This window comes from Kribbella sp. CCNWLW201 (genome assembly GCF_037203805.1).
GTDB lineage: Bacteria > Actinomycetota > Actinomycetes > Propionibacteriales > Kribbellaceae > Kribbella.
The window spans coordinates 284,626-311,275 of record NZ_JBBCBQ010000008.1; the positions used below are offsets into that span (position 1 = coordinate 284,626).

General features: G+C 68.4%; 24 protein-coding genes. 18 read left to right on the plus strand and 6 right to left on the minus strand.

Annotated features, from left to right (window positions below; all coding sequences use genetic code 11):
* Positions 1-118: 118 nt before the first annotated feature.
* Entirely contained in the window at positions 119-3,031 is a 2,913-nt protein-coding gene (locus tag V9K99_RS29785; protein WP_337005247.1) for a glycosyltransferase family 2 protein, read from the plus strand.
* Positions 3,028-4,506 (plus strand): DUF5719 family protein, encoded by a 1,479-nt coding sequence (locus tag V9K99_RS29790; protein WP_337005249.1) that lies wholly within the window; start codon positions 3,028-3,030, stop codon positions 4,504-4,506. Before V9K99_RS29785 ends, V9K99_RS29790 begins: the two co-directional genes overlap by 4 nt.
* Here V9K99_RS29790 and V9K99_RS29795 read toward each other — a convergent pair whose 3' ends face one another.
* A complete protein-coding gene (locus tag V9K99_RS29795) occupies positions 4,507-4,890 on the minus strand; it encodes a DUF3499 domain-containing protein (protein ID WP_337005251.1) in 384 nt (127 codons plus the stop codon).
* A 31-nt stretch (positions 4,891-4,921) separates the two neighbouring features.
* Here V9K99_RS29795 and V9K99_RS29800 point away from each other — a divergent pair, with 31 nt between their 5' ends.
* The 8 genes from V9K99_RS29800 (at position 4,922) to V9K99_RS29835 (ending at position 12,232) form a co-directional block, all read left to right on the plus strand.
* Positions 4,922-5,368, plus strand: a complete 447-nt coding sequence (locus V9K99_RS29800) for a metallopeptidase family protein (RefSeq protein ID WP_337005254.1) — start codon at positions 4,922-4,924, stop codon at positions 5,366-5,368.
* 115 nt (positions 5,369-5,483) lie between these two features.
* The gene (locus V9K99_RS29805; protein ID WP_337005256.1) at positions 5,484-6,560 is read left to right on the plus strand and encodes a Gfo/Idh/MocA family protein; all 1,077 of its coding nucleotides are present in this window, start codon (positions 5,484-5,486) and stop codon (positions 6,558-6,560) included.
* Positions 6,553-7,296 (plus strand): ThuA domain-containing protein, encoded by a 744-nt coding sequence (locus tag V9K99_RS29810; protein ID WP_337005258.1) that lies wholly within the window; start codon positions 6,553-6,555, stop codon positions 7,294-7,296. The genes V9K99_RS29805 and V9K99_RS29810 overlap by 8 nt, the downstream gene beginning before the upstream one ends.
* Positions 7,297-7,333: 37 nt before the next feature.
* A complete protein-coding gene (locus V9K99_RS29815; RefSeq protein WP_337005260.1) occupies positions 7,334-8,719 on the plus strand; it encodes a phosphomannomutase/phosphoglucomutase in 1,386 nt (461 codons plus the stop codon).
* Positions 8,720-8,920, plus strand: coding sequence for a Trm112 family protein (locus tag V9K99_RS29820; protein WP_337005262.1), 201 nt, complete (start codon positions 8,720-8,722; stop codon positions 8,918-8,920).
* A gap of 76 nt (positions 8,921-8,996) precedes the next feature.
* A complete protein-coding gene (locus V9K99_RS29825; protein WP_337005264.1) occupies positions 8,997-10,073 on the plus strand; it encodes an SIS domain-containing protein in 1,077 nt (358 codons plus the stop codon).
* On the plus strand, positions 10,067-11,239 hold the full coding sequence (manA, locus tag V9K99_RS29830; RefSeq protein ID WP_337005266.1) for a mannose-6-phosphate isomerase, class I: 1,173 nt from the start codon (positions 10,067-10,069) through the stop codon (positions 11,237-11,239). The genes V9K99_RS29825 and manA overlap by 7 nt, the downstream gene beginning before the upstream one ends.
* A 33-nt stretch (positions 11,240-11,272) precedes the next feature.
* Entirely contained in the window at positions 11,273-12,232 is a 960-nt protein-coding gene (locus V9K99_RS29835; RefSeq protein ID WP_337005268.1) for a cation diffusion facilitator family transporter, read from the plus strand.
* 101 nt (positions 12,233-12,333) lie between these two features.
* On the opposite strand, the gene V9K99_RS29840 is transcribed toward V9K99_RS29835, so the two are convergent.
* The gene (locus tag V9K99_RS29840) at positions 12,334-12,693 is read right to left on the minus strand and encodes a MerR family transcriptional regulator (RefSeq protein ID WP_337005270.1); all 360 of its coding nucleotides are present in this window, start codon (positions 12,691-12,693) and stop codon (positions 12,334-12,336) included.
* A gap of 119 nt (positions 12,694-12,812) precedes the next feature.
* On the opposite strand from V9K99_RS29840, the gene ahcY reads away from it, so the two are divergent.
* Positions 12,813-14,249: an adenosylhomocysteinase gene (ahcY, locus tag V9K99_RS29845; RefSeq protein WP_337005272.1), complete on the plus strand. Its 1,437-nt coding sequence runs from the start codon at positions 12,813-12,815 to the stop codon at positions 14,247-14,249.
* Positions 14,250-14,317: 68 nt separating this feature from the next.
* Here the strand turns inward: ahcY and V9K99_RS29850 are convergent, their stop codons facing one another.
* Entirely contained in the window at positions 14,318-15,328 is a 1,011-nt protein-coding gene (locus V9K99_RS29850) for an RDD family protein (RefSeq protein ID WP_337005274.1), read from the minus strand.
* Between the two features lie 80 nt (positions 15,329-15,408).
* Here V9K99_RS29850 and V9K99_RS29855 point away from each other — a divergent pair, with 80 nt between their 5' ends.
* A complete protein-coding gene (locus tag V9K99_RS29855) occupies positions 15,409-16,407 on the plus strand; it encodes a stage II sporulation protein M (protein WP_337005276.1) in 999 nt (332 codons plus the stop codon).
* Between the two features lie 30 nt (positions 16,408-16,437).
* Complete coding sequence (locus tag V9K99_RS29860; RefSeq protein WP_337005278.1) at positions 16,438-17,208, plus strand: DUF1206 domain-containing protein; 771 nt, start codon at positions 16,438-16,440, stop codon at positions 17,206-17,208.
* A gap of 21 nt (positions 17,209-17,229) precedes the next feature.
* Here the strand turns inward: V9K99_RS29860 and V9K99_RS29865 are convergent, their stop codons facing one another.
* From V9K99_RS29865 to V9K99_RS29875, 3 genes are read right to left on the minus strand one after another with little or no spacing between them, the layout of a single operon-like run.
* Entirely contained in the window at positions 17,230-18,816 is a 1,587-nt protein-coding gene (locus tag V9K99_RS29865) for an ABC transporter permease (protein ID WP_337005281.1), read from the minus strand.
* Entirely contained in the window at positions 18,813-19,709 is an 897-nt protein-coding gene (locus V9K99_RS29870) for an ABC transporter ATP-binding protein (RefSeq protein ID WP_337005283.1), read from the minus strand. The genes V9K99_RS29865 and V9K99_RS29870 overlap by 4 nt, the downstream gene beginning before the upstream one ends.
* 6 nt (positions 19,710-19,715) lie before the next feature.
* Positions 19,716-20,324, minus strand: a complete 609-nt coding sequence (locus V9K99_RS29875) for a TetR family transcriptional regulator (protein ID WP_337005285.1) — start codon at positions 20,322-20,324, stop codon at positions 19,716-19,718.
* Positions 20,325-20,490: 166 nt separating this feature from the next.
* On the opposite strand from V9K99_RS29875, the gene V9K99_RS29880 reads away from it, so the two are divergent.
* The 5 genes from V9K99_RS29880 to V9K99_RS29900 are packed head-to-tail and all read left to right on the plus strand — an operon-like array spanning position 20,491 to position 26,120.
* Entirely contained in the window at positions 20,491-22,284 is a 1,794-nt protein-coding gene (locus V9K99_RS29880; protein ID WP_337005287.1) for an ABC transporter substrate-binding protein, read from the plus strand.
* Positions 22,281-23,312, plus strand: a complete 1,032-nt coding sequence (locus tag V9K99_RS29885; protein WP_337005289.1) for an ABC transporter permease — start codon at positions 22,281-22,283, stop codon at positions 23,310-23,312. Before V9K99_RS29880 ends, V9K99_RS29885 begins: the two co-directional genes overlap by 4 nt.
* Positions 23,309-24,193: an ABC transporter permease gene (locus V9K99_RS29890; protein WP_337005291.1), complete on the plus strand. Its 885-nt coding sequence runs from the start codon at positions 23,309-23,311 to the stop codon at positions 24,191-24,193. Before V9K99_RS29885 ends, V9K99_RS29890 begins: the two co-directional genes overlap by 4 nt.
* A complete protein-coding gene (locus tag V9K99_RS29895) occupies positions 24,193-25,152 on the plus strand; it encodes an ABC transporter ATP-binding protein (protein ID WP_337005293.1) in 960 nt (319 codons plus the stop codon). Before V9K99_RS29890 ends, V9K99_RS29895 begins: the two co-directional genes overlap by 1 nt.
* Positions 25,146-26,120, plus strand: a complete 975-nt coding sequence (locus tag V9K99_RS29900) for an ABC transporter ATP-binding protein (protein WP_337323605.1) — start codon at positions 25,146-25,148, stop codon at positions 26,118-26,120. Before V9K99_RS29895 ends, V9K99_RS29900 begins: the two co-directional genes overlap by 7 nt.
* The last annotated feature ends 530 nt before the right edge of the window (positions 26,121-26,650 follow it).

Below are 26,650 nucleotides of genomic sequence, written 5' to 3' on the forward strand. Positions count from 1 at the left end.
GAGCGCTAGCGGGGTGAGCGGGACGTAGCGCTGCGTCGCGGCTGTAAGGTGAGTCCTCGCCGTGACCTCGGTCGCGGCTGAAGGCCGTCCCTTCCCCGCAAAGGTGTCACTGCTCCGCATGGAACAAGAAGCTCCGGCCGGCTGGGAGTTCTTCGACTCCGTCGACTTCCCGACCGACCACACCGACGACCCGATGGGTCGGCCGCGGATCCGGCATGTCGTCACCGCAGTGGTGGTCGGGCACGAGGGTGCCGCCTGGCTGCCCCGGCTGTCCGAGGCGCTCTGGGCGCTGAACCCGCGTCCCGACCGGCTGATCGCGGTCGACACCGGCTCCACCGACGAGACGGCCGAGCTCCTCGCCGCGATGCCCGGCGTTGAGCCCGTGGTCAGCGTGTCCGCCCGCACCGGCTTCGGTACGGCGGTCGCCCGCGGCCTCGAGGCGGTCGGTTTCGCGCCGATCCCGTCGGCCGTCGGCCCGTACGGCGACGACGGCCACATGCCGGTGGTCGAGTGGCTCTGGCTGCTCCACGACGACTGCGCACCGGCCCCGAAGGCGCTGGAGAAATTGTTGCTCCAGGCCACGATGTCGCCGGACACCGGGGTCTGGGGCCCGAAGCTGCGACTGTGGCCGCGGGACCGTGAGTTGCTCGAGGTCGGCGTCACCACGTCGCTCGGCGGTCGCCGCGACACCGGTATCGAGGCCGGCGAGCTCGACCAGGGCCAGCACGACCAATTGCGGAACGTGCTCGCGGTCAGCTCAGCGGGCATGCTGGTCCGCCGCGACGTCTGGGAGGCGCTGCACGGTTTCGATCCGCGGTTGCCGATGTTCCGCGACGACCTCGACTTCGGCTGGCGTGCCAGCCGCGCGGGCTTCAAGGTCGGCGTCGCGCCTGACGCGGTCGTCTACCACGCGCAGGCCGCGGCGACCGGTGAGCGCGCACTGGCCGGCACCCGGCGGCACGCGTACCAACTCGACCGCTCGCATGCGTACTACACCGTCCTGGCCAACGCGCCCGGCAAGCTGCTGCCACTGCTGATCCTGCGCTTCCTGCTCGGCACGATCATGCGCTCGATCTGGTTCCTCATCGGCAAGACGCCGTCCGGCGCTGTCGACGAGTGGACCGCACTGCTCGGCACCTTGCTCGCCGGTGGCTGGACCCAGGCCCGCAAGGATCGCCGCAGCCTCGATCGCGTCCCGTACGACGACATCAAGGGACTGTTCTCCCGGTCTGTGCACGCCTTGCGGCACAACCTGGAGGAGACGACCAGCACGATCTCCGAGCGGATCCGCGAGGCCTGGGCGGACGAGCCGGAAGAGCAGGTCGTCACCACAGCCCGCCGGGCGAAGTCCACCGCGCGCGTCGCCGTCGATCAGCCCCGTTGGCGTCGGCAACTGATTCGCCGGCCGTTCCTGGTCACCTGGGTCATCCTCGCCATCGGTGCGCTCATTGCTGCCCGCGACCTGATCGGTGGCGGTGTCCTGCGGTCCAACCTGCTGTTGCCTGCGCACGAGAGCCTCGGCTCGCTCTGGCATGCAGCGGCCGCTGCTCCGCCGGGTGTGACACCTCCTGCTTGGCTTGGGCAGTTCTGGGCTTTCTCGACAGTGATGTTCGGTCCGTCCGGTGCGACGAACCTGCTGCTGCTCGGTGCGGTCCCGTTGGCCGGTCTGGCCGCATGGGCCTTGCTGCGCGCGTTCGTCGTCGACCGTGTAGCCCGGGCTTGGGGTGCGTCGGCGTACGGGCTTGCTGTCTTTGCGAACGGCGCTATCACGCAGGGGCGGATCGGGACGTGTGTCGCGGCCATCGTGCTGCCGTTGCTCGGTGCTGCGGTGCACACGGTGGCTCGACGGCGTCGCGTGATCATCCAGGGCAGTTGGCGGGCCGCGTGGTTCGCAGGTATCTGCCAGGCCGTGCTGTTCGCGTTCACGCCGGCACTGGGTCTGCTGGTCAGCGTCACGCTGGTCCTCGGCGCAGTACTCGGCCTGGGGTGGCGTCGACAGGGTCGCCAGCTCGTCTTCTCCGTCGTACTGGGTCTGCTGCTGGTGCTGCCGTGGACGATCCAGTTGGTGCTGCACCCGTCGCGACTCGGTCAGGAAGCGGGTGGACCGCCTACTGCGGCCGTTGGTCCGGGTGACAGCCTTCCGCACTTGCTGACTGGTACGCCGATCGGTGCGCCGACTCCTTGGTGGTTCGTCGTACCGCTGATCGTGGTGGCTCTGGTCAGCCTGCTGCGTGAGTCGCGGCAGCGGTACGAGTTGCTCGGGTGGTTCGCCGCACTGGCCGGTCTGGCCGCGACACTGATTGCGAGTCGGCTGGGTGGTGGCAGTGGTCCGCTGATGTTCCTGATGACCGCGGGCTGGATCATCGCGGTGACGGTCGCCTGGGACTCGGTCGGGAAGTCGACCGAGATCATCGTGCAGGGCGTACTCGGGCTCGTGCTGGTGACCACGATCGTGACCGCCGGGTTCTGGATGGTGCGTGGTGCCGACGGTCCGCTGTGGCGTGGACCGGCACAGGACCTCCCGGCGTACTTGATCTCTTCGCAAGATCCGCCGGAGGACGCGTCGATCCTGGTGGTGCGCAAGGACCCGGACACTCCGATGCGGTATTCGCTGGTGAAGGACGGCGGTCCGCGGATGGGGTCGCTGGAGGCCGCGCCGAAGGCGGAGCAGACCAAGCCGATCACGGATGTGCTGTCGACCCTCGGCGGTGGCGGTACGGGTGAGGAAGGCCGGCAGTTGGCCGGACAGGCGATCGACTACGTCTATCTGCCGGCGCCGGTCGACTCGACACTGCAGGCGACCCTCGACTCGTTGCCCGGCCTCACCCGGGCCAGTGCGGCCGACGGTGACGCGGCCTGGCTGGTCGACCGGTCGAACGTCAAGGGCACTTCGCCGCTCACCGACGTGACCCACAGCCTGTGGCGGGTGCTCGGCCTGATCGGCTGGATCATCGCGTTGATCTTCTGCCTGCCGACCGTCCGCCGTACTGTCGCGGTCCCGCACGGCACCCACGCGAGGAGGGACCGATGAGGCGACTGCTGTCGGACGCGCGGATCCGGCTCGGTGCGTGTGTGCTCGCGATGGCGCTTGCCGCCGGGCTGGGCATCGTCACGCAGACCAAGGAGCCGGTGACCCGCGCGGAGGGTGTCGAGGCGCCCTCCCGCGCAGTGGTGAACCGTACGGCGCTGTCCTGCCCGGCCCTCGCCGGTGGCGGCAAGGTGTCGAGCGTGGTCAACGCGGTGTCGCCGACCCTGCCCGAAGGTACGCCGACCGCCGCGGGGACCGAGACACCGCTGACCATCGCACCGCTGCCGGAGACGGCCGATCCGCTCGGGTCGTTGCTCGTCCGCGGCAAGATCGGGTCGAGCCCCGCGGCCACCAAGCCCGCGCCGCTGTTGATCCGCGGCGTCGGCCCACTCGCGGCCGGCACGGTCGGCACGAGTACGACGACTTCCATCGAAGGCGTGAACGAGGGGATGGCCAGTACGCCGTGCCAGCTGCCCGGCTCGGACTTCTGGTTCGTCGGGGCATCCGGGGCGAGCGACCGGCGGGACGTGCTGGTGCTGACGAACCTGGACAGCATCAACGCCGAGGTGAACGTCACGGTCTACGCGCGCAGCGGTCCGCAGGATCTGCCGCAGGCCCGGGGCATCGTCGTACCGGCGCGGGGGACGTCGGAGCTGTACCTGAACCTGATCGCGCGCAACCTGCGTGACATCGCGCTGCACGTGGAGTCCACCGGCGGCCGGGTCGCGCCGGCGCTGCGATCCAACGCGACCAACGGCACCAAGCCCGCCGGTGTGGACTGGCTGAACCCGTCGGCAGCACCGGCGAACAAGGTGTTCGTGCCCGCCACCGCTCCCGGTGCCGGAATGCGGATCCTGTCGGTGGCGAATCCGACCGACCTGCAGGCAACCGCGGGCCTGACCGTGCACGGGCCGAACGGGCCGTTCAAGCCGGCCGGCCTGGAGACAGTGCAGATCCCGGCCGGGTCGGTGAAGACCTTCCGGCTCGACACCGTGCTGCACGGCGATCCGAGTGCCATCACCGTGACGTCCGACCAGCCGGTGACAGCGTCCATGCGGATGACGGACGCGAGTGGGAGCGACTTCGCGTCACTCGGGTCGGCCGACGCGCTGACCGGGCCGGCGTACCTGGTGCTGCCGGCCCATCAGCAGCCGGCGATCCTGCAGGTGACCGCGCCCGGTAAGACCGGGAGTGTGAAGTTCGAGCTGCGTGATGCGAACGGGAAGGTGCTGAACACGCGGGCCCTCGACGTGATCGCCGGTGCGACCACTCAGATCTCGTTCAAGGCTCAGCCGCGTCCGACCTACCTGATGGTCGAGCAGACTCGCGGCACTGTGGTTGCTGGGGTCACGTTGATGCCTGCGGCCAAGCCGGATGAGGACGACGTCGCTCAGGTGGCTGCCTGGCCGCTGAACACGTCGCTCGTGTTCCGGGCGCAGCTCGGGGCTCAGCCGGATGTACGTGCTGCGCTGAGGTAGTCAGGCCTCGGAGGAGTTCGCGCCGGGGTCCTGCAGCATCCGCAGGTGTCCTCGGCGAGCTATCTCGACCGGTGCGCCCGGAGTCCCGGCACCCGGCTCCTGGCGCGGCAGTGGGCGAGCCGCTTCGCGGACCGCGTTCGCCAGCGCTTCCAGGTCGTCCGACGACGGTCCGGCCGCGGCCGGGTCCGGAGCCAGCCGGATCACTTCCCAGCCGTTCGGAGCCGTCAGCCGTTCGGCGTGGTCGGCACACAGGTCGTAGCAGTGCGGTTCGGCGTACGTCGCCAACGGGCCGAGCACACAGGTGGAATCGGCGTACACATACGTGAGCGTCGACACAGCCGGCTTATGACAGGCGGCGCGCGAACAGATCCTGGCGATGCTCACGACCAGACGTTACCCCCACTAGGCTGAGCGCGTGACCGAGGCTCGCCGTCATCGCAGGCACATAGACCGCCACGGCCGCGGCATGCTCGGCCCGATCAGCCGGCCGAGCAAGTTCGCGCCCCGTGGGTTGCCGCTGCAGCGATCCGCCGCGGCCCAGTTCGACGAGGTGGTCGCGATCGAGGTGACCCGGCTGGAGAAGCGGCTGCCGCAGGTCGTCGCCCGGGTCGAGTTCGCCATCGAGGACGTGCCGAACCTCGACCTCGACGCGGTCGAGATCCCGCTCACCCACTCCACCGGCGGTACGTCGCACGAGCCGTACCGGATCGTGGTCTTCCGCCGCCCGATCGAGCTGCGGGCCGAACGGTCCGGCACCAGCCTGGCCTGGCTGGTCCGATCCGCGCTCGTCCTGGAGTTGGCCGACGTACTCGCGCTGTCCCCGGAGCAGATCGACCCCGAGTTCGAATCCGACGACGACTGAGGGCCGGCGACGCGCCGAAAGCGGTAGAACCACTCGTTCCACTGGTGTTCGAACCTGTTTCGTAGTGTGGGAAGCGGTTTGTAACGCTGAACAGCAGTGGGAGAGGATCGCGAGTGTGAACGATCAAAAACTGCGTGTCGGAGTGGTCGGACTAGGCTTCGCCGGGCGTACGGCGCTCGAGGCGTTCTCGGAGTTGCCGGACGTCGAGGTGGTGGCGCTGGCCGGCCTGGAGAAGGACACGCTGACCAGCCTCGGCGAGAAGCACGGGGTCCCGCACCTGTACGAGAAGTGGGAGGACCTACTCAACACCGAGGGCCTGGAAGCGGTCAGCATCGGTACGCCGACGCAGCTGCACGCCCCGATCGCGCTCAAGGCGCTGGAGAAGGGCCTGCATGTCCTGTGTGAGAAGCCGCTGGCCAGGACCGTGGCCGAGGGCACCGCGATGGTCGAGGCCTCGAAGAAGGCCGGCAAGGTCCTGAAAGTCATCTTCAACCACCGCGAGCGCGGCGACGTGGCCGCGCTGAAGCACCAGATCGACGAGGGCCAGCTGGGCTGGGTCTACTACGCGAAGGCGCACTGGATGCGCCGCAACGGCATCCCGGGTATGGGCGGCTGGTTCACCAACCGCGAGCTGTCCGGTGGCGGCCCGCTGATCGACCTCGGCGTCCACATCCTCGATCTGGCCCTGCACCTGCTGAACGAGCCGCAGGTCACCACGGTCAGCGCAAGCACCTTCGCCGAGCTCGGCCCGCGCGGCAAGGGCAGCACGGTACCGAACGCGAACACGCTCGGCTCGGCGTTCGAGGTGGAGGACCTGGCGACGGCGTACCTGCGGCTGGAGGGCGGCGGCGCGCTGCAGCTGGAGACCAGCTGGGCCACCTACCGGGCGCCCGGCGACAACTTCGGCATCGAGCTGTTCGGTACCGACGGCGGCGCCAAGATCGAGGTACAGAACTACACCACCGTGGACACGCTGCGGATCTTCACCGACGTCGGCGGCGTACCGGCCGAGGTCAAGCCGGCCACCGGCGCCGGGCTCGGCCACCGCGCGGTGGTGCAGGAGTTCGTCCGGATCGTCCAGAGCGGCGACTGGGCCGCACACAACGGGTCCGAGGCGTTGCTCCGGACCGAGGTCATCGACGCCTGCTACGCCTCGGCGAAGGCGGGACGAGAGGTTGTACTCCATGACTGATCCGATTCGCGTCACCGTCTGGGGCGAGAACGTGCACGACCAGCGCGACGCCTCGGTGCAGAAGGTCTACCCGGACACGATGCACGAGACGATCGCGGCCGCGGTGCGGGCCAAGCTCGGCGAGAACGTGGTCGTCCGGACCGCGTGGCTGCAGCAGCCCGAGCACGGTCTGACCGACGAGGTCCTGGCCGAGACCGACGTACTCACCTGGTGGGGGCACGCGGCACACGGTGACGTCGACGATGCGGTCGTCGAGCGGGTGCAGCGGCACGTGCTGTCCGGGATGGGCCTGATCGCGCTGCACTCGGCCCACTTCAGCAAGATCTTCATCCGGCTGATGGGCACCACCTGCTCCCTCGACTGGCGGTCCGACAACGACCGCGAGCTGCTCTGGACGGTGGCCGCCGGCCACCCGATCGCCCAGGGTGTCCCGCACCCGCTGGTGATCGAGCGCGAGGAGATGTACGGCGAGCTGTTCGACATCCCGCAGCCGGACGAGCTGGTGTTCGTCAGCTCGTTCTCCGGCGGCGAGGTGTTCCGCTCCGGCTGCTGCTACCGGCGCGGCCAGGGCCGGGTCTTCTACTTCCGTCCCGGCGACCAGGAATACCCGACGTACCACCAGCCGGAGGTTCAGCAGATCATCGCCAACGCCGTCGGCTGGGCTGCTCCGACCAGCCCGCGGCAGCTCCCGGAGGTCCACCACCGCAAGACCCCGGGATGGTTCGACCAAGGCTGAAATACAGCTTTGCCGGTGGGCCGGATAGGGTCCACGCATGGTTGACGTAGCTGCGATCTTCAAGGCGTACGACGTACGCGGGGTCGTCCCGGACCAGTTGGACGAGTCGGTGGCCCGGGCGACCGGGGCCGCCTTCGTCGAGGTCCTGGACGTCCTCGCGTCTCCGGGGGCGGTCGTGGTCGGCTATGACATGCGGCCGTCCAGCCCGGCGCTGGCGGCCGCGTTCGCCGAGGGAGTGACCAGCACCGGCGCGGACGTGATCGACATCGGCCTGGCCTCCACCGACCAGCTGTACTTCGCCTCCGGCCGGCTCCAGCTGCCCGGTGCGATGTTCACCGCGAGCCACAACCCGGCGCAGTACAACGGCATCAAGCTGTGCCGCGTGGGTGCCGCCCCGGTCGGCTCGGACTCCGGTCTGCGCGACATCGCCGACCTGGTCGCCAAGGCCCTCGTCGACGGTCCCGCGACGGGCGCCGTACCAGGTCATGTGCGGCAGAAGAACCTGCTCACCGCGTACGCCGACCACCTGCACGACCTGGTCGACCTCAGCGGCATCCGCCCGCTCAAGGTGGTCGTGGACGCCGGCAACGGGATGGGCGGCTACACCGTCCCGGCTGTGTTCGCCTCCGGGCCGGTCGAGATCATCCCGCTGTACTTCGAGCTGGACGGCAACTTCCCCAACCACGAGGCGAACCCGCTGGACCCGAAGAACCTGGTCGACCTGCAGGCGAAGGTGCGCGAGGTCGGCGCCGACCTGGGCCTGGCCTTCGACGGCGACGCGGACCGCTGCTTCGTGGTGGACGAGAAGGGCGACCCGATCTCGCCGAGTGCGATCACCGGTGCGGTCGCGGTCCGGGAGCTGGCCAAGCACCCCGGCTCGGCCGTCATCCACAACCTGATCACCTCCCGGGCCGTCCCCGAGCTGATCACCGAGCACGGCGGCACGCCGGTCCGGGCCCGGGTCGGGCACTCGTACATCAAGCAGAAGATGGCCGAGACCGACGCGGTGTTCGGCGGCGAGCACTCCGCGCACTACTACTTCCGGGACTTCTGGCGGGCCGACACCGGCATGCTGGCCGCATTGCACGTGCTGGCCGCGCTCGGTGAGCAGGACAAGCCGGCCAGCGAGCGGTTCGCCGACTACGAGCGGTACGTCGCGTCCGGCGAGCTGAACAACAAGGTCGACGACGCCGCGGCCACGGTTGCGGCGATCGAAGACACCTATAGCGGCCGCGACGGCATTACCGTTGACCATCTGGACGGTCTGACCGTGTCGGCGGGACAGTGGTGGTTCAACGTTCGTGCGTCGAACACGGAACCGCTGCTGCGGCTGAACGTCGAGGCGGAGGACCGGGCCACGATGGAACGCGTCCGTGACGAAGTACTGGCCCTGATCACCGGTGCATCGGTGGAGGAGAACTGAATGGCAGTCAATCTGGACCCGGACCTGCTCAGCATCCTGGTCTGCCCCAAGTGCCGGTCGGAGTTCCGGGTGGACGACGAGGCGAACGAGCTGATCTGCACGAACGGCGCCTGCGCCCTGGCCTACCCGGTCCGTGACGACATCCCCGTTCTGCTGATCGACGAGGCGCGGGACACGAAAGAGGCCGCGGTCGACTCATGAACGAGCGAAGCGAGTTCATCATCAAGCACAGTGCGCATCGTGCCTCGTCCGCGCCCGCAGCGAAGCGAGGACGTGGATGAGCTTCTTCGACGATTCGCGGCTGGATGACCCGGCGGCGCTGGGAGCGGCGGATCACCTGCTCCGCCGGCTCGCGATGGCCGGTGCCCGGGTCCGGGCCGAGCTGGAAGCGGCCGAGGAAGCCCTGGCCAAGGTCGAGACCGACGGCTTCCGGCCGCGTGCGGTGGTGGCCGCCGGTCGGGACGCCCGGCTGGTCCGGGCCGTGCTCGAGCCGGTCTGCCCGGTCCCCTTCGTCGCCTGGCCCGGCCCTGGACTACCAGGGTGGGCCGGCCCACTGGACCTGGTGATCATCCTCAGCGGGACCACGGAGGACTCCGACTCGGTGTCCGCCGCATCGGAGGCAGAGCGTCGTGGCTGCGGCCTGATGCTGGCGAGCCCTCCGGACTCCCCGGTCGCCCGCGCCTCCGCCGGCTCGCGGCACGCCATCCGGCTGCCATCGCAGTCCGATGACCAGTTGGCCTCCGCTGTCGCCGTACTCCAGGCTCTGCACCAGATGGAGCTCGGCCCGGAGGTGGACCACAAGGCGGTCTCGGCGCTGCTGGACGACGTGGCGATCGAGTGCTCGCCCAACAACGACGTGGCGTCCAACCCGGCCAAGGACATGGCCCTGATGCTGGCGGACGCGCTGCCGCTGGTGTGGGGTGGCTCTGTCCTGGCTGCCCGGGCTGCACGGCGTGTGGTGGAGGCTCTGCGGCTGGCGAGTGGTCGGCCGGCTCTTGCGGCTGACGCCGGGCACCTGCTGCCCGTACTCAACCAGCCGCCGCGTGACCTGTTCGCCGATCCCTTCGACAAGCCTGAGGAGTTGCGGCCGGGTCTGGTCATCCTCGACGACGGTGTGGACGACCCAGGCGTCACCGAGCACCGCCGCAAGCTGGAAGCGAAGGCAGAGCGCAACGACGTCCGCGTGCATGTGGTGACGCAGGCTGACGGCACTGACATCGCCCGGTACGCCGCTCTGACCCAGCACGGCCGCTACGCAGCGGCGTACCTGGGCATCGGCCTGGGCCGCTACGGTACGGCGACCGACACCGAACCCGACGAGCCAGGGAACCCCTCGGAGGACCCAGCGTGGTAGTGCGGCTACAGAACACCATCCGGGACTACGCCTGGGGCTCGCTGACCGCGATCCCCGAGCTGACCGGGGTGGAGCCGGACGGCCAACCGCAGGCCGAGCTGTGGATGGGTGCGCACGAGTCCGCACCGTCCGTGCTGCCTTCCGGCGATTCTCTGTACGACGTGGTGTCCGCCGGGCCGGCCGACGTGCTGGGGACGGAGACGGCTGAGCGGTTCGACGGCCGGTTCCCGTTCCTGGCCAAGCTGCTGGCGGCCGCGCAGCCGTTGTCGATCCAGGCGCACCCGTCGCGCGAGCAGGCGATCGACGGGTACGCGCGGGACGAGGCCGCCGGGATCCCGCGGGACGCCGGTGACCGCAACTACAAGGACGCCTGGCCGAAGCCGGAGATCCTGATCGCACTCGGGCCGTTCGACGCGCTGGTCGGGTTCCGGCCGCTCGAGGCCACGGTCGCCTTACTGGACGCGCTGTCGCCGGTCGGGTTCGACGAGCTCACCGACCTGCTCCGCAACGGCAAGCTCCAGGACGCGTTCACGCAGATCATGAGCAGCGACCGGGACTCCATCCGTCCGCTGGTCGCCGCATTGGGTGAGGCCTGTGCGCAGTACGCCGGTGAGGCTTTCGCAGTGGAGCGGGACACGCTGCTGCGGCTGTGCTCGGATTTCCCCGACGACCCCGGCGTACTGGCTGCGTTGTTGCTGAACCGGGTGCGGCTGGAGCGGTTCGAGGCCGTCTACCTGCCGGCCGGGAACGTGCATGCCTATCTGCACGGCCTCGGGTTCGAGGTGATGGCGAACTCCGACAACGTGTTGCGGGGTGGCCTCACCAGCAAGCACATCGACGTACCCGAGCTGGTCTCGGTGGTCGACTTCGAACCACTCGTGGACCCGGTCCTGGCGGCGACGCCGGTCAGCGACGGCATCACGTCGTACGAGACGGGATGTGAGTACTACGCCATCCACCGAGTCGATCTCGAGGATGACGAGCGGACCGTCGCCGGCGACGGTCCGCGGATCGTCTGCTGTGTCGCGGGAAGTGTCGAAGTCGGTGCTGACGGCAATGAGTCCGGCGTGACGTTGTCCGCAGGTCAGTCGGCGTTCGCCGCAGGACCCGAAGGACCCTGTACCCTGCGTGGTTCCGGCACGGCGTTCGTCGTGTCCGCGCGCTGATCACCCCCAACTGTTGACGGAGGACCTGGAGAGATGGCTGGTGGCGGAACCAAGGCGGTCGTCGCGGCATTGCTGGCGAACACCGGGATCGCGATCACCAAGTTCGCCGCCTGGGGTCTGACCCAGTCGGCGTCCATGCTCGCCGAGGCGATCCACTCGGTCGCCGACGCCGGCAACCAGGTGCTGCTGCTGGTCGGCGGCAAGCGGGCCCAGCGGGAGGCCAACGAGCTGCACCAGTTCGGCTTCGGCCGGGAGCGGTACGTCTACTCGTTCATCGTGGCGATCGTGCTGTTCAGCGTCGGTGGCCTGTTCGCGCTGTACGAGGGCTGGCACAAGATCCACGACCCGCACGGCATCGACGACTGGAAGTGGGTCCCGGTCGCCGTCCTGGTGGCCGCGATCATCATGGAGACGTTCTCGTTCCGGACCGCGATCGTCGAGGCGAACAAGGTCCGCGGCCCGGTCGGCTGGGCCAGGTTCATCCGCAACGCCCGCTCGCCCGAGCTGCCGGTCATCCTGCTGGAGGACTTCGCCGCCCTGACCGGTCTGGTGCTGGCCCTGATCGGCGTCGTGCTGACCCTTGTCACCGGCAACGGTGTGTACGACGGCCTGGGCTCGATGGCGATCGGTGCACTGCTGGTCTGCGTGGCCGTCTTCCTGGCGATCGAGATGAAGTCGCTGCTGCTCGGCGAGTCCGCGACCCGGGAGTCGCAGCAGAAGATCGTCGCCGCGATCGAGAACACCCCTGGGGTGCAGCGGCTGATCCACATCAAGACCCTGCACCTCGGCCCGGAGGAGGTCCTGGTGGCCGCCAAGGTCGGCGTCGAGCCGACCACCGACGCCGCCGTGGTCGCCCAGACCATCGACGCCGCCGAACGCGCCATCCGCGAAGCCGAGCCGATGTCGATCCACATCTACCTCGAACCCGACGTCTACCAGGAGAACCACGTCCCCGACGAGCGCCCCGCCGTCCCCGAGGCCCCCTCTCACTGAGTCCCCCTCTGGTTGGCTGACCCACCAGACGATGGGTTCGCACCCCTGAATCCGGTTGGCCAACCCACACTTTGGTGGGCTGACCCACCAGAGGCGGTCGGTTAGCGGGGGCGGGGTGGCAGGACGCCGGAGCGGCCTAGCCAGCGGAGGGCCCGCTCGCGGTCGATCTCGGACTGGGTGGGTGGGGTGGTGAGGCGGCCGGTGCGGTAGCCGAGGTTGCGGATGTCCGCGGCCACGGACGGTTCGGCCAGGGCCCGGAGTGCGAAGGCCAGCGCGGCCGGCGTCACGTCGTACCGGTGTTCGAGGTCGAGAGCGAGCTTGACCGCGGCCAGGTCGCGGTCGTCGTACTGGCGTTGGGTGTTGTGCCCGGGACGGGAGCGCGGCAGCAGGCCGAGGGCCTCGCGGTACCGCAGCATCCGCGGGGTGGTGCCCAGGTGTCTGGCGGCCTCGGTGATGCGCATGACACCAATCTTGACATTTCAGTGTCAGAAACACCGCCGGAGCGATCAAATCACCGGCTTGGGCGCTCTAGGCTCTGGCAGGCAGGAAGCATTCACAGTCTTCAGGGGAGCGGAACCGCATGACGTTCGACTACAAGGTGGCGGACCTCGGGCAGGCCGAGTTCGGCCGCAAGGAGATCCGGCTGGCCGAGCACGAGATGCCTGGCCTGATGGCGATGCGCAAGCAGTACGGCGACAGCAAGCCGCTGGCCGGCGCCCGGATCATGGGCTCGCTGCACATGACGATCCAGACCGCGGTGCTGATCGAGACGCTGACCGCACTCGGTGCCGAGGTGCGCTGGGTCTCGTGCAACATCTTCTCCACCCAGGACCACGCCGCGGCTGCCGTCGTCGTAGGTCCCGAGGGCACGGCCGACGCCCCCGCCGGTGTCCCCGTCTTCGCCTGGAAGGGCGAGACGCTGGAGGAGTACTGGTGGTGCACCGAGCAGGCGCTGAGGTGGCCCGGCGGTGAGGGCCCGAACATGATCCTCGACGACGGTGGCGACGCCACCATGCTCGTCCACAAGGGCACCGAGTTCGAGAAGGCCGGCGCCGTGCCGGACCCGTCGACCGCGGACTCCGAGGAGTACGCCGTCGTCCTGAAGTTGCTGACCCGCACGCTGGCCGAAGAGCCGCAGCTGTGGACGACGATCGGTCAGGGCATCAAGGGTGTCACCGAGGAGACCACCACCGGCGTGCACCGGCTGTACGAGATGCACAAGGCCGGCGCGCTGCTGTTCCCGGCGATCAACGTGAACGACTCGGTGACGAAGTCGAAGTTCGACAACAAGTACGGCTGCCGGCACTCGCTGATCGACGGCATCAACCGGGCCACCGACGTACTGATCGGCGGCAAGGTCGCGGTCGTCTGCGGGTACGGCGACGTCGGCAAGGGCTGTGCGGAGTCGCTGCGCGGCCAGGGCGCCCGGGTGATCGTCACCGAGATCGACCCGATCTGCGCGCTGCAGGCGGCGATGGACGGCTACCAGGTGACCACCCTGGACGACGTGGTCGGGATCGCCGACATCTTCGTCACCACCACCGGCAACAAGGACGTCATCACCGCCGACCACATGGCGGCGATGAAGCACCAGGCGATCGTCGGCAACATCGGTCACTTCGACAACGAGATCGACATGGCCGGCCTGTACAAGCGGGCCGGCGTCGAGCGGGTCACCATCAAGCCGCAGGTGGACGAGTTCCGGTTCCCCGACGGCCACACCGTGATCATCCTGTCCGAGGGCCGGCTGCTGAACCTGGGCAACGCGACCGGTCACCCGTCGTTCGTGATGTCGAACTCCTTCACCAACCAGGTGCTGGCCCAGATCGAGCTGTTCGTGAAGACGGCCGACTACCCGACCGAGGTGTACGTCCTGCCCAAGCACCTCGACGAGATGGTCGCCCGCCTCCACCTCGACGCTCTCGGCGTCAAGCTGACCGAGCTCTCCAAGGAGCAGGCCGCCTACCTTGGCGTCCCGGTCGAGGGCCCGTACAAGTCGGACCACTACCGCTACTGACATTCAGTACGCAGCGCGGGCGCCCCACTAGGTCGGTGGGGCGCCTTGCTGTTTCAGCTGCGACATGGTCACCACTGCCCGGACTCGTTGCTGCCCGGTGCGGCCCATCCCTCGGGGTTCACAGCAGCAGGGCGGTACTGCGCAACCGGAGCGGGCGCCGGGAACGGCCCAGCCGCCGGGACCGGCCCAGCCGGCGGCAGAGCGCCGTACGGGCTAGGTGGAGCAAACGGTCCAGCCGGAACGCCATAAGGGCTCGCGGGAGCGCTGTACGGGACGGCATAGGGGTTGGGTGGGCCGAAGGGGCCTGTGTTGAGGGCTGGGCGGGCGGTGGCGAGCCGTGCGAGCTCTCGGCGCCGTCGTTCGGCCAGTACGGCGGACAGGAAGGCCGGCGCCACGATCGGCACCGGTGGCGCCGGCGCGGTGACCTCGCCGACCCGATACGCCAGCGCATCGCCCAAGGCAGCCCTGGCCCCGGGGAGCAGCTCGGTGTACCGAGCCAGGTACTCACGGGCCGCATTCGCGAGGTCGTCGGACAGCCGCGACAGTTCCAGCGACTGCGCCCACTGCACCAGGTGGCCGGGCACGAACAGCGGCGGTGACGCCATCGGCTGGTGCCGTTCGCGGATCACCACGGTGCCGGCCACCATGTCGCCGATCCGCTTGCCCTGCTTGTTCATCAGGCTCGCCACGATCCCGGGGCTGGCCGCGAACCAGGGCGCGAAGTCGACGAAGAACCAGAACAGGGTCCGCACCAGCGCGTGCCGGAACCGGATCGAGCTGCCGTCGTCGCGGACCACCTTGAGCCCGAGCACCATCTTGCCGAGCGTCCGGCCGCGAGTCAGGGTCTCCATCACCACCCGGTAGCCGACCACGACGACCAGGACGACGATGAAGATCAGCGCGATCGCGAGCGCCTCACTCGCCTCACCGCCGATCAGGAACCCGGCCAGCAGCGAGATCAGTACCCCGAGTACGACGGCCTGCAGGATCACGTCGATCGCACACGCCAGCGCGCGGGTCGGCATCCGCGCGATCCGCACCTGGAGGACGACCGCTTCCCCCGTGACCAGCTGAGACACTCCGTCGCCCCCCTCCTGCCGAGACACTAGATCCGGCTAGTCTGCCAGCGCGGGGAGCCAGAACCGGGAGGAGGGCCACTGTGGATGTCGAGGCGTTCGTATCCGTGCACCAGCCGCAGTGGGACCGGCTGGCGTACCTGACCCGCCGGCAGCGGCGTCTGACCGGTGCGGAGGCCGAGGAGCTCGTCACCCTCTACCAGCGCGTCGGGACCCACCTGGCCGCGCTCAGGGCCGCCGGTGCGGACCCTGTGTCCATCGGACGGCTGTCCGGCCTCATCGCCGACGCACGTGGTGCCGTGACGGGTGCACAGGCCCCTGTCTGGCGTGACATCTCCAAGTACTTCCTGGTGAGCTTCCCAGCCGCGCTGTACGCGTGTCGACGGTGGTGGCTTGTCATCGGCTTGCTGTTCTACCTGGTCGCGGCCTGGACCGCCTGGCGCATCATCGCGCACCCGGAGGTGGTGGACTCGTTCGCCACCTCGGCACAGGTCCAGGAGCTGGTCGACAAGGAGTTCGCCTCCTACTACTCGGAGAACCCGGCGCAGGACTTCGCACTCCAGGTGTGGATCAACAACGCAACCGTCAGTGCCGCCGTGCTCGCGCTCGGCATCCTGCTGATCCCGTCGGTCTTCATCCTCTGGGACAACGCGCTCAACCTCGGCATCAACGCCGGCCTGATGATCAGCCACGACCGGGCGGATGTGTTCTTCGGCCTGATCACCCCGCACGGACTGCTCGAGCTGACCGCGGTGTTCGTCGCATCCGCCGCCGGCCTGCGGCTCGGCTGGTCGTGGATCGTTCCCGGCCCGCGCACCCGCATGCAAGCGCTCGCCCAGACCGGCCGCGCGACCGTCGGCATGGCGATCGGCCTGGCCGCGATCCTCCTGGTTACCGGCGTCATCGAGGCGTTCGTCACCCCGTCCGCGCTGCCGACGGCGGTCCGCGTCGGCATCGGCGTACTGGCCGAGATCGGCTTCATCCTCTACGTCTGGATCCTCGGCCGGCGCGCCTTCCGGGCCGGTGAGTACGGCGACGTCGACGAGGCTGACCGCGAGGCAACGGCACCTGTCTCCGCGTAAGCACGTTTTGCTCGTGGGCACCGGACGCAGGTGAGTACAACAGCCCAGGAAGCCCGTCAGAGTCGTTGGTACGGCGTCGCCATCACCGTTGGATTGATCGCGTACGGCGTGGTCCACCTGCTCGTCGCGTGGATCGCCCTGCAACTCGCCTGGGGGAAGTCGTCCAAGGAGGCGTCACACGAGGGTGCCCTCGCGGAACTGGCCTCGAAACCGCTCGGCGGCGTACTGCTCTGGATCGTCGCCATCGGCCTGTTCATGCTGGTGATCTGGCGCGTCCTCCAAGTCATCTACGGTCACCTGGACACGGAGAAGAAACTGTCCGGCGCGGGCCGCGCCGTGCTGTACCTGATCCTCGGCCTCTCCGCCGCCAAGTTTGCGCTTGGGTCCGGCGAGTCGGGCAGCGACAAGAAGCAATCCCTCAGCGCAAAGCTGATGGAGCACGGCGCCGGCCGGGTGCTGGTCGTGCTGGTCGGTGTCGGCGTGATCGCCCTCGGTGTCCGCCAGATCTACAAGGCGGTCACCAAGAAGTTCACCGAGGACCTGGTCGGCGGCGTGTCCGAGGTGACCATCCTTCTCGGCCAGATCGGGCACGCCGCCAAGGGCATCGCGTTCATCGTCGCCGGCGGGCTGGTCGGGTGGGCCGCGATCGACTACGACCCCGAGAAGGCGGGCGGTCTCGACACCGCGCTCCGCACGATCAAGGACCAGCCCTTCGGCTCCGTCCTGCTCACCGTGCTCGCCCTCGGCATCGCCGCCTTCGGCGTCTACGCCTTCGCCTGGTCCCGCAACGCCAAGCGCTGACCACTTAGCGCTGACCGTGGCTCAGACCGGCAGGTCGCGCCGCCGCAGGCCGACCAGGCCGACAGCTCCCAGTACGACGGCGATCGCGACCAACGTGATCACCGGAGCAGCCGAGGCCGACCCGCCGGGCAACTGGGGGAGATGGGTGAACGGCGAGATGTCCCGGACCCACTCGTCCAACTGGACACCGGCGCTGGTGAACCCGATCAGCATGCAGATCGCCGGACCCGCCCATGCCACCGCGGACAGCCGCGGGAACAGTCCGACGATCGCGATCGTCAGCCCGGCCAGCAACCACACCGCCGGCAACTGCACCATCGCCGCACCGATCAGCCGAGGCACCTGACCACCGACGTCACCGATCGCAGCCCCGTACGCAAACCCCGCCGTGACGCCGGATGCCAGCAACGCCAGCGCCGGACCCAGTAACCCGAACGCCAGGTGACTCGCAGCCCACCGCAGTCTCCCGACTGCCGTCGACAACACCGGCTCGGCCCGGCCACTCGTCTCCTCGGCCCGCATCCGTAGCGTCGCCTGGACGGCGTACGCCGACGCGATCAACCCGATGATCGTCATCACGCCGGCGAAGAACGAGTCGACCAACCCGGCCGCACCACCGAGTCGCGCGAAGATCTCCTGCACCTTCGGATCGTCGCGCATCAGATCGCCGACCCCCTCGGCCACACCGCCGAACAGCAAGCCCAGCAAGGCGAATCCGGCCAGCCAGGACACCAGCAGTCCGCGATGCAACCGCCACGCCAACCCCAGCGGCGAGCCCAGATCGCCGTCGGCCGGTCCGGGCCTGGCCGGCAACAGTCCGGCCCCGACATCCCGCCGTACCGAGAGATAGATGGCGGCGGCCACGAGTACGACGGTTGCCGCGAGCACCAATACGGCCAGGCCCCACCGATTGGCGCCGTACGGGTGTATCCGTTGCGCCCAGGCGATCGGGGACAGCCACGACAACCACGCGAGCGGGCCGTCCGTGTGCGCGCTGGTGTCACCGGCGGCACGCAGTACGTACGCCGCACCGAGAACGCTGATCGCGATGCCGCGAGCCGTCGATGCGCTCGCGGTGAGTTGCGCGGCGATCGCGCCGACAGCCGCGAAAAGCCAGCCTGCACAGAGGAATTCGAGGCCGATGGCAACGGATCCGGCGGCTGGCAGATCCTGGCTTTGCATGCCCAGGGCAAGCAGTACGGCGAGCACCAGGTTCGCCGTGAACGTCACCAGCAGCGCGGCCGCCAGCCCGGCGTGCCGCCCGACGACACTCGCCCCGAGCAGCTCGGCGCGGCCGGTCTCTTCCTCGACGCGGGTGTGCCGGATCACCGTGAGCAGGCTGAACAGCCCGATCATCACCGGCACGAATCCGACCCGCCAGGTGATGAACTCACCGAGGCTGGTCCCGGACAGCTCGCCGTACAGTGTGATGAAACCCGCGTTGCTGGCATACGACTCCCGCGACTCCGCGGTCGGGAACAGGTCCCCGAAGGACTGCACATAGCTGACCGGGATAAGGGCCAGCGGCACGATCCACAGCGGCAGCAGGATCCGGTCGCGGCGCAGGATCAGCCGAGCCAGGCCCCAGGTGCCGGTGAGCGTCTTCATCGTGATCCTTCCGGCTCGTACAGCCGCAGGAACAGCTCCTCCAGCGTCGGCGGCTGGCTGACCAGACTCCGTACGCCGATCTCCGTCAGCCGCTTCAGCACCGGGTTGATCTCGTCGGTGTCGACGTCGAACCGGACCTGACCGTCCTCGACGTGCAGGTCGTGGACACCCGCCAGTTGCGCCAGGCCGTCCAGCTGACCGGCCAGCTCGGCGCGGATCGACGTACGGGTCAGGTGCCGCAGCTCGGACAGCGTGCCGCTCTCGACCGCGCGGCCGGCGCGGATGATGGTGACCCGGTCGCAGAGCGCCTCCACCTCGGACAGGATGTGGCTGGACAGCAGGACGGTCCGGCCGTCCCGGTCGCTCACTTCCTGCACGACCTCGCGGAACACCTCTTCCATCAACGGGTCGAGGCCGGACGTCGGCTCGTCGAGCAGCAGCAGCTCGACGTCGGAGGCCAGGGCGGCGACCAGCGCCACCTTCTGCCGGTTGCCCTTGGAGTAGGTCCGCGCCTTCTTACGCGGGTCCAGGTCGAAGCGCTCGAGCAGGTCGGCCTTGCGCTTCTTGTCGATTCCGCCGCGCATCCGGCCGAGCAGGTCGATCGCCTCGCCGCCGGACAGGTTCGGCCACAGCGTCACGTCGCCGGGGACGTAGGCCAGCCGCCGGTGCAGCGCGGTGGCGTCCGACCACGGGTCGCCGTCGAGCAGGCGCGCCGTACCGGAGGTGGCCCGGGTGAGGCCGAGCAGGATCCGGATGGTGGTGGTCTTCCCGGCGCCGTTCGGGCCGAGGAAGCCGTGCACCTCACCGGTGCGAACCGTGAGGTCGAGACCGTCCAGGGCACGAGTTCGCCCGAATGTCTTGACCAGCCCTTCAGTGCTGATCGCTGCGGTCATTTGCTGTCAGTGCTCCTCTGAGTACTTCCGTAGTTGTTCGAGTTGCTCAGGCGTCAGCACCGGGATGGTGAAGACGTCGAGCATTGCCTTGGTCAACCGGGCGTAGCCGCTGGGACTCGCGATGTCCTCGCCGATCGCCTTGGAGACCTGGTCGCGGAGCACGAAGACGCCCATCTTCATCGCCGCCAGCACCGCGGCGTACGCCCGCGTATCGCTGGGGGTGGTGCCGAGCGTCTTGGTGAACTCCTCGCCGGCGTCGACCATTTCCAGGAACAGCGCGGTCGCCGTCTCCGAGCCGTCCATCATCGAGCGGATCAGGTACGTCTGCAGCGGCATCATGATCGGCTGCATCGTCGCCACGTCGGTGTCGGCCGCACCGCCCTGGAAGACGAGTTCCTCGCCGAGTTGCAGCATCCGTTGCTTGGCGTACTGGTCACAGGCCTCGCGCAAGGCCTGCTTCGAGCCGAAGTGGTGCCGGACCAGGCCGGACGAGACGCCCGCCTCGGCCGCGATGTCGCGGATGCTCGCGCCCTCGACCCCGCGTTCGGCCCACAGCTGGATGGCCGCGTCCCGGATCCGGGCCCGCGCGGTCAGATCGTCTGCCGGTCGATCCATGTCACTTCCTCTCGCTACACAGAACAGCAAACTCCTACACGATCGTGTAGTCAAGAGGAAAATGCTTAACGGAACTGTGACAAATTTCCGTAGCTCGTTGACAGGAGAGCGCTTGCTGGTGTGGTTTCGTCCCCAAACACATGACTGGGCGGAAGGTGTGGGGCGGATGAGGAAGTTGCTGGCAGCAGTCGCTGCCATCGGACTACTGGCACTACCCGGTACGGCGGCCAGCGCCGCTGAGCCGGCCGAGAAGGTGATCCGGGTCGGCGTCACCCAGGCGGTGGACTCGATGAACCCGTTCCTGGCCGTCCGGCTGGTGTCCGGATCGCTCCAGCGCTGGATGTACGGCTTCCTGACCGTGCCGGACTCCAAGACCCTTCAGCCGAGCCCCGACCTGGCCGAGTCCTGGACGACGTCACCCGACGGCCTGACCTGGACCTTCAAGATCCGGGACACGAAGTGGTCCGACGGCCAGCCGGTCACCGCGGCCGACGCGGCCTGGACGTTCAACAAGATGATGACCGACGACGGCGCCAAGACCGGTAACGGCCCGGCGGTGGAGAACTTCGCCAGTGTCGCCGCGAACGGCCAGGAACTGACCATCAAGCTCAAGAGCCCGCAGGCCTCGATGCTGGACAACCCGGTCCCGATCATGCCGAAGCACGTCTGGGAGAAGGTGCCGGACATCTCCAAGTACGAGGCCGACGTCTACCCGACGGTGGGCAGCGGTCCGTACATCGCGGTGGAGAGCAAGAAGGACCAGTACGTGAAGCTCCAGGCCAACCCGAACTACTGGCGCGGCGCACCGAAGATCGACGAACTGCAGATGATCTTCTACGACAACCCGGCCGCCGCGATCGTCGGGCTGAAGAAGGGTGACATCGACCTGATCGGCCGGCTCGCACCGCCGGACTTCGCATCGCTCGAGGGCGACGAGAACATCGTCCAGTGGAACACGGCCGGCCGGCGGGCGACGTACCTGCAGATCAACCATGGCGCCACCACCAGCGACAACAAGCCGATCGGCGACGGGCACCCGGCACTGAAGGACCCGCGGGTCCGGCAGGCGCTGCACGCCGCGATCGACAAGCAGAAGCTGGTCGACGAGGTGCAGAACGGCCTGGCCCAGCCGGCCGACGGATCGATCATCCCGCCGATGTACAAGGACTTCTTCTGGCAGGCGAGCGGCGATCAGAAGGTCTCGTACGACGTTGCCAAGGCCAACAAGATCCTGGACGACGCCGGGTACAAGAAGGGGGCCGACGGCATCCGGACGATGCCGGACGGATCGCGGAAACTGCAGTTCCGGTTCAGCATCCACACCGACACCCCGATCGAGGACAAGCTGTCCGAGTACCTGACCGGCTGGTTCAAGGAGATCGGCATCCAGTTGTCCACCAAGCGGCTCGACTCGAGCAAGTTCACCGAGGAGACCGGGACGACGGCTCTGTTCGACATCGCGATCAGCGGCTGGTCGGTGAACCCGGACCCGGAGGAGGTGCTGGCCACGCACCTGTGCAGCCGGCGACCGACCGCGTCCGGCCAGGGCGGCGGCACCGAGTCGTTCTACTGCGACCCGCAGTACGAGGATCTCTACAAGCAGCAGCAGAAGGAGCTCGACCGGCCGAAGCGGGCCGAGATCATCAAGAAGATGGAGGAGCGGCTCTACACCGACGCTCCGGTGATCGCGCTGTACTACCCGAACAACCTCGAGGGCTACCGCAAGGACCGGATCGCCAGCATAACGCCGATCCCGGAGGACAAGGGCCTGCTGTACGGCGGTAGCGGTTACTGGCCGTTCTACACGCTGGAGGCGGTGACCGCGGACGCCGCTTCGACGGACGACGGTGGATCGAGCGCCGGCGTGATCGGTGGAGTTGCGGGCGGTGTCGCCGTACTGGCCATCGGTGGATTCTTCGTACTGCGGCGCCGCCAGGGTGCGGCCGACGAGCGCGAATGACGGTCACCCAACCGGCCGTCGAGGCTCTGGACGAGAGCCCGGCCCGCCACGGTCTGCTGCGCTATGCGGCGACCAAGGCGGGCGGGGCCCTGTTCAGTATCGCGATGGTGATCGTCGCGACGTTCTTCCTGTTCCGGCTGCTGCCGGGTGACCCGGTCCGGGCACTCGCGCAGGGCCGGAACATGACGCCGGAGCAGCTGGATCTCGAACGGGCTCGGCTCGGTCTGGACAAGTCGTTGCCGGAGCAGTTCCTGCATTTCGTCAAGCAGACGCTGCAGTTCGATCTCGGGATCTCCTACGAGTACAAGCGTCCGGTGCTGGATCTGATCGGGGAACGGATCGGCTCGACGCTGCTGCTCACCGGGACCGCGCTGGTGATGGCGGTCAGTCTCGGCATCTGGCAGGGTGCGCGAGCCGGATGGAAGCCGGGCAGCCGGTTCGACCGGTTCTCGACCGCCATCTCGCTGGTGTTGTGGTCGGTGCCGACGTTCTGGCTCGGGTTGCTTCTGCTGATGGTGTTCGCGGCCGGAGTCGGGCCGATTCCTGGGGTCTTTCCGACGCGGGGGAACTCGAGTGTGGACGCGCCGGAGGGGTTCGCGTACGTGCTGGATGTCGCGCACCACATGGTGTTGCCGTGTCTGACGATGGTTGCCGTCGTCTACGCGCAGTACCTGCTGGTGATGCGGTCGTCGGTGCTGGACGAGGTCGGGCAGGACTACATCACCACGGCGCGGGCGAAGGGTCTGCGTGACGACGACATCCGGCGCAAGCACGCCGTACCGAACGCGCTGCTGCCGACCGTGACGCTGGTGTTCATGCGGATCGGGTTCGTCGTCGGGGGTGCGGTCACGGTCGAGGCGATCTTCAGCTGGCCGGGGCTCGGGCAGTTGTTCTACGAGGCGATCCGGGTGCCGGACTTCACCTTGATGCAGGGCACGTTCCTGTTGATCACGGTGTCGGTGATCGTGATGAACACGCTGGCGGACGTCGTCTACCACGTCCTGGATCCGCGGGTGAGGTCGGCATGAGCAACGTGACCTGGACGCGTCGGCAGCGGGCGTTCAAGCGGTTCTGGAGTGAGTTCCGGATGCATCGGGCCGGCATGGTCGGGCTGGTGATCCTGGTGCTGGCCGTCGTACTGGCGCTGATCGCGCCGTTGTTCATCGACTCCGGCGTCACGAACGTGGTCAGTGGGACCGGCGAGAAGATGGCGCCGCCGAGTCTCGACGCTCCGCTCGGGACCGACGAGTCGGGGCGGTCGGTGCTGCTGATGATCTGGTGGGGTTCGCGGACCTCACTGCTGATCGGGTTCCTCGCGGCCTTGCTGAGCATGGTGATCGGGACCGTGCTCGGGATCGCGGCCGGGCACTTCCGGGGTTGGCTCGGCGCGATCATCCTGCGCATCACCGACTGGTTCCTGGTGCTGCCGTCGCTGGTCACCGCGCTGGTGCTGGCCGCGATTCTCGGCGGCAGTACGGCGACCATCATCGTCGCGATCGGGGTGACCTCCTGGCCGTCCACAGCCCGGTTGATCCGGGCCCAGACGCTGGCGGTGGAAGCACGCCCGTACATCGAACGATCCCTCGCCCTTGGCGCCGGGCACTGGCACATCACCACCCGGCACGTGCTGCCCAACGTCGCACCGTTGCTGTTGGCAAGTACGACGCTCGAGGTGGCAAGCGCGATCGTCACCGAGTCGACGCTGGCGTTCCTCGGGGTGAGTGCGAACAAGACCTCCTGGGGGACGATGTTGCGCGGATCGTACGACTGGGGTGCCGCCACCGCGGGCGCCTGGTGGTACATCCTCGTGCCGGGTCTGTGCATCGTGATCGTGGTGATGGCGTTCACGTTGTGCGGGCGGGCGCTGGAGAGTGTGCTGAATCCACGGCTGCGGACGAGGACGGCGTGATGAGTCTGCTCGAGTTGGACGACCTGTCCGTCACCTACCGGATCGCGGCCGGCGACGTTCCCGCCGTACGAGGTGTGTCGCTGTCGCTGGACGCCGGCGAGGCCGTCGGGCTGGCCGGCGAGTCGGGGTCGGGGAAGTCGACCGTGGCGATGTCGTTGCTGCGGTTGCTGCCGCGGTCGGCGCGTCTTGATGGGCGCGTTTTGCTTGACGGTGAAGACGTCCTGACCATGAACTGGGGACGGTTGCGGGCGGTGCGATGGTCCGCGGCGTCGATCGTGTTCCAGGGAGCGCAGCATGGGCTGAACCCGGTGCAGCGGATCGGGGATCAGATCGCCGAACCCTTGTTCGTGCACCGGTTGGCATCCGCCGCGGAGGCCTCGGCCAGGGTGCGGGAGTTGCTGGAGCAGGTCGGGTTGCCGGCCTGGCGGGCGCGGAGTTATCCGCACGAGCTCAGTGGTGGCCAACGGCAACGAGTCATGATTGCGATGGCACTGGCCTGCTCGCCCCGGTTGATCATCGCGGACGAGCCGACCACGGCGCTGGACCTGATGGTGCAGGCGCAGGTGCTGACGCTGATTCGTCAGCTGATCGCCGAGCACGACATCTCGCTGCTGATGATCTCGCATGATCTGTCGGTACTCGCCGATGTGTGCGACCGGCTGGCGGTGATGTACGCCGGGCGATTGGTCGAGTCCGGTCCTTCGTCGGGGGACTTCCAGCATCCGTACAGTCAGGCGCTCGCGGCCGCGTTCCCGACGGTCGGTGATCCGGCGTCGCGGTTGGCGCCGCGCGGGCTGGCGGGTGATCCGCCGGATCCGCAGGCGTTGCCCGGTGGGTGCTCGTTTCATCCGCGCTGTCCGGTGGCGCTGGACTCGTGTTCTGTTGATGCCGTCGACCTGCGTCCGGCGGGATCGAGGCGGACGGCGGCCTGCGTCCTGGTAGGGGAGGGAACTTGCTAGAGGCAACCGATGTCAGGGTCGAGTTCGCCGGTCGCGGCGGTCGGCGGGCTCGGGCCGTGGATGGGGTCAACCTGTCTGTCGGTGCCGGCGAAATCGTCGCGTTGGTGGGCGAATCCGGCTGTGGCAAGACCACCCTCGCCCGAACGCTGCTCGGCCTCGAACGCCCGACGTCCGGTCAGGTCTCGTACGACGGGACGCCGTTGAGCTACACCGGTCGTCGCCTGCGTGCGTTCCGCCGGCAGGTACAGCTGGTGTTGCAGGATCCGATGGGGTCGCTGAATCCACGGCAGACGGTGTACGAAGCGGTTGCCGAGGGCCCGCGGATCCACGGGTTGCCGGATGAGGAGGCGGTGGTCGCCGATGCCTTGTCACGTGCGGGGTTGCGGCCGCCGGAGCGGTTCTTCCTGCGGTACCCGCATGAGTTGTCGGGTGGTCAGCGGCAGCGCGTGGTGATCGCAGGCGCGTTGGCATTGAGTCCTAAGGTGCTGATCGCCGACGAACCGGTCGCCTCGCTGGATGCGTCGGTCCGCGGGGAGATTCTCGCGTTGCTGCTGCGATTGCGTGAGGATCTCGGTCTGGCCGCGCTGGTGGTGACGCACGATCTCGGGCTGGCCTGGAACATCGCTGACCGGGTCGCGGTCATGTACCTCGGCCGGATCGTCGAGTCCGGACCGACGGAAGAGGTGCTGACGAACCCGCAACACCCATACACACAGGCGTTGCTGTCAGTCCTCCCCGAGTCCCCCCAACGAATCGTCCTCACCGGCGAGCCCCCCGACCCAACCCGAATCCCCACCGGCTGCCGCTTCCACCCCCGCTGCCAGCTAGTCGCCACCGGCCGCGGCAGAGAGGCCTGCCACTCCACCCCCCTCCCAATCCTCCCCACCACCCCCACCCCCCAATCAGCCTGCCACCTAACCCCACTCCCCACCCCACCTGATCCCCACCCCACCGCCGTACCCGGCTGACGCCGTGCCGGCTGACCGCCGTACCCGGCGTGCGTACCGGCTGATCGCAGTACCCGGCCACCCGTCGTACCCGGCTGACCGCCGTACCCCGCCACCCGCCGTACCTGCCGGCCCAGCCTCGGGCCGGCAGCCGGGCATTTGAGGAGATAACCCCTGAACTTGCCGGTTCTTCCCCCGAAATTCGAGGGGAGAACCGGCAACTCGAGGGGATAACCCCTGCGCTTGTGGGTTCTCCCGTCGGAAAGGAGGGGAGAACCCGGGACTCGAGTGGATATCCCCTCGGGTGAGGTGACTGGGCAACAGCCAACGCGAGTGGGCAACCGCCAGCGCGGGCGGGCAACCCCCGAGTTGAGGGGATGTCCCTCGAGTTCGGGGGTTGCCCATCGAGATTCTGAGCGGGCAACCCCTCATCCGAGGGGATAACCCCTGCGCTTGTGGGTTCTCCCGTCGTAGAGGAGGGGAGAACCCGGGACTCGAGTGGATATCCCCTCGGGTGAGGTGAGTGGGCAACAGCCAACGCGAGTGGGCAA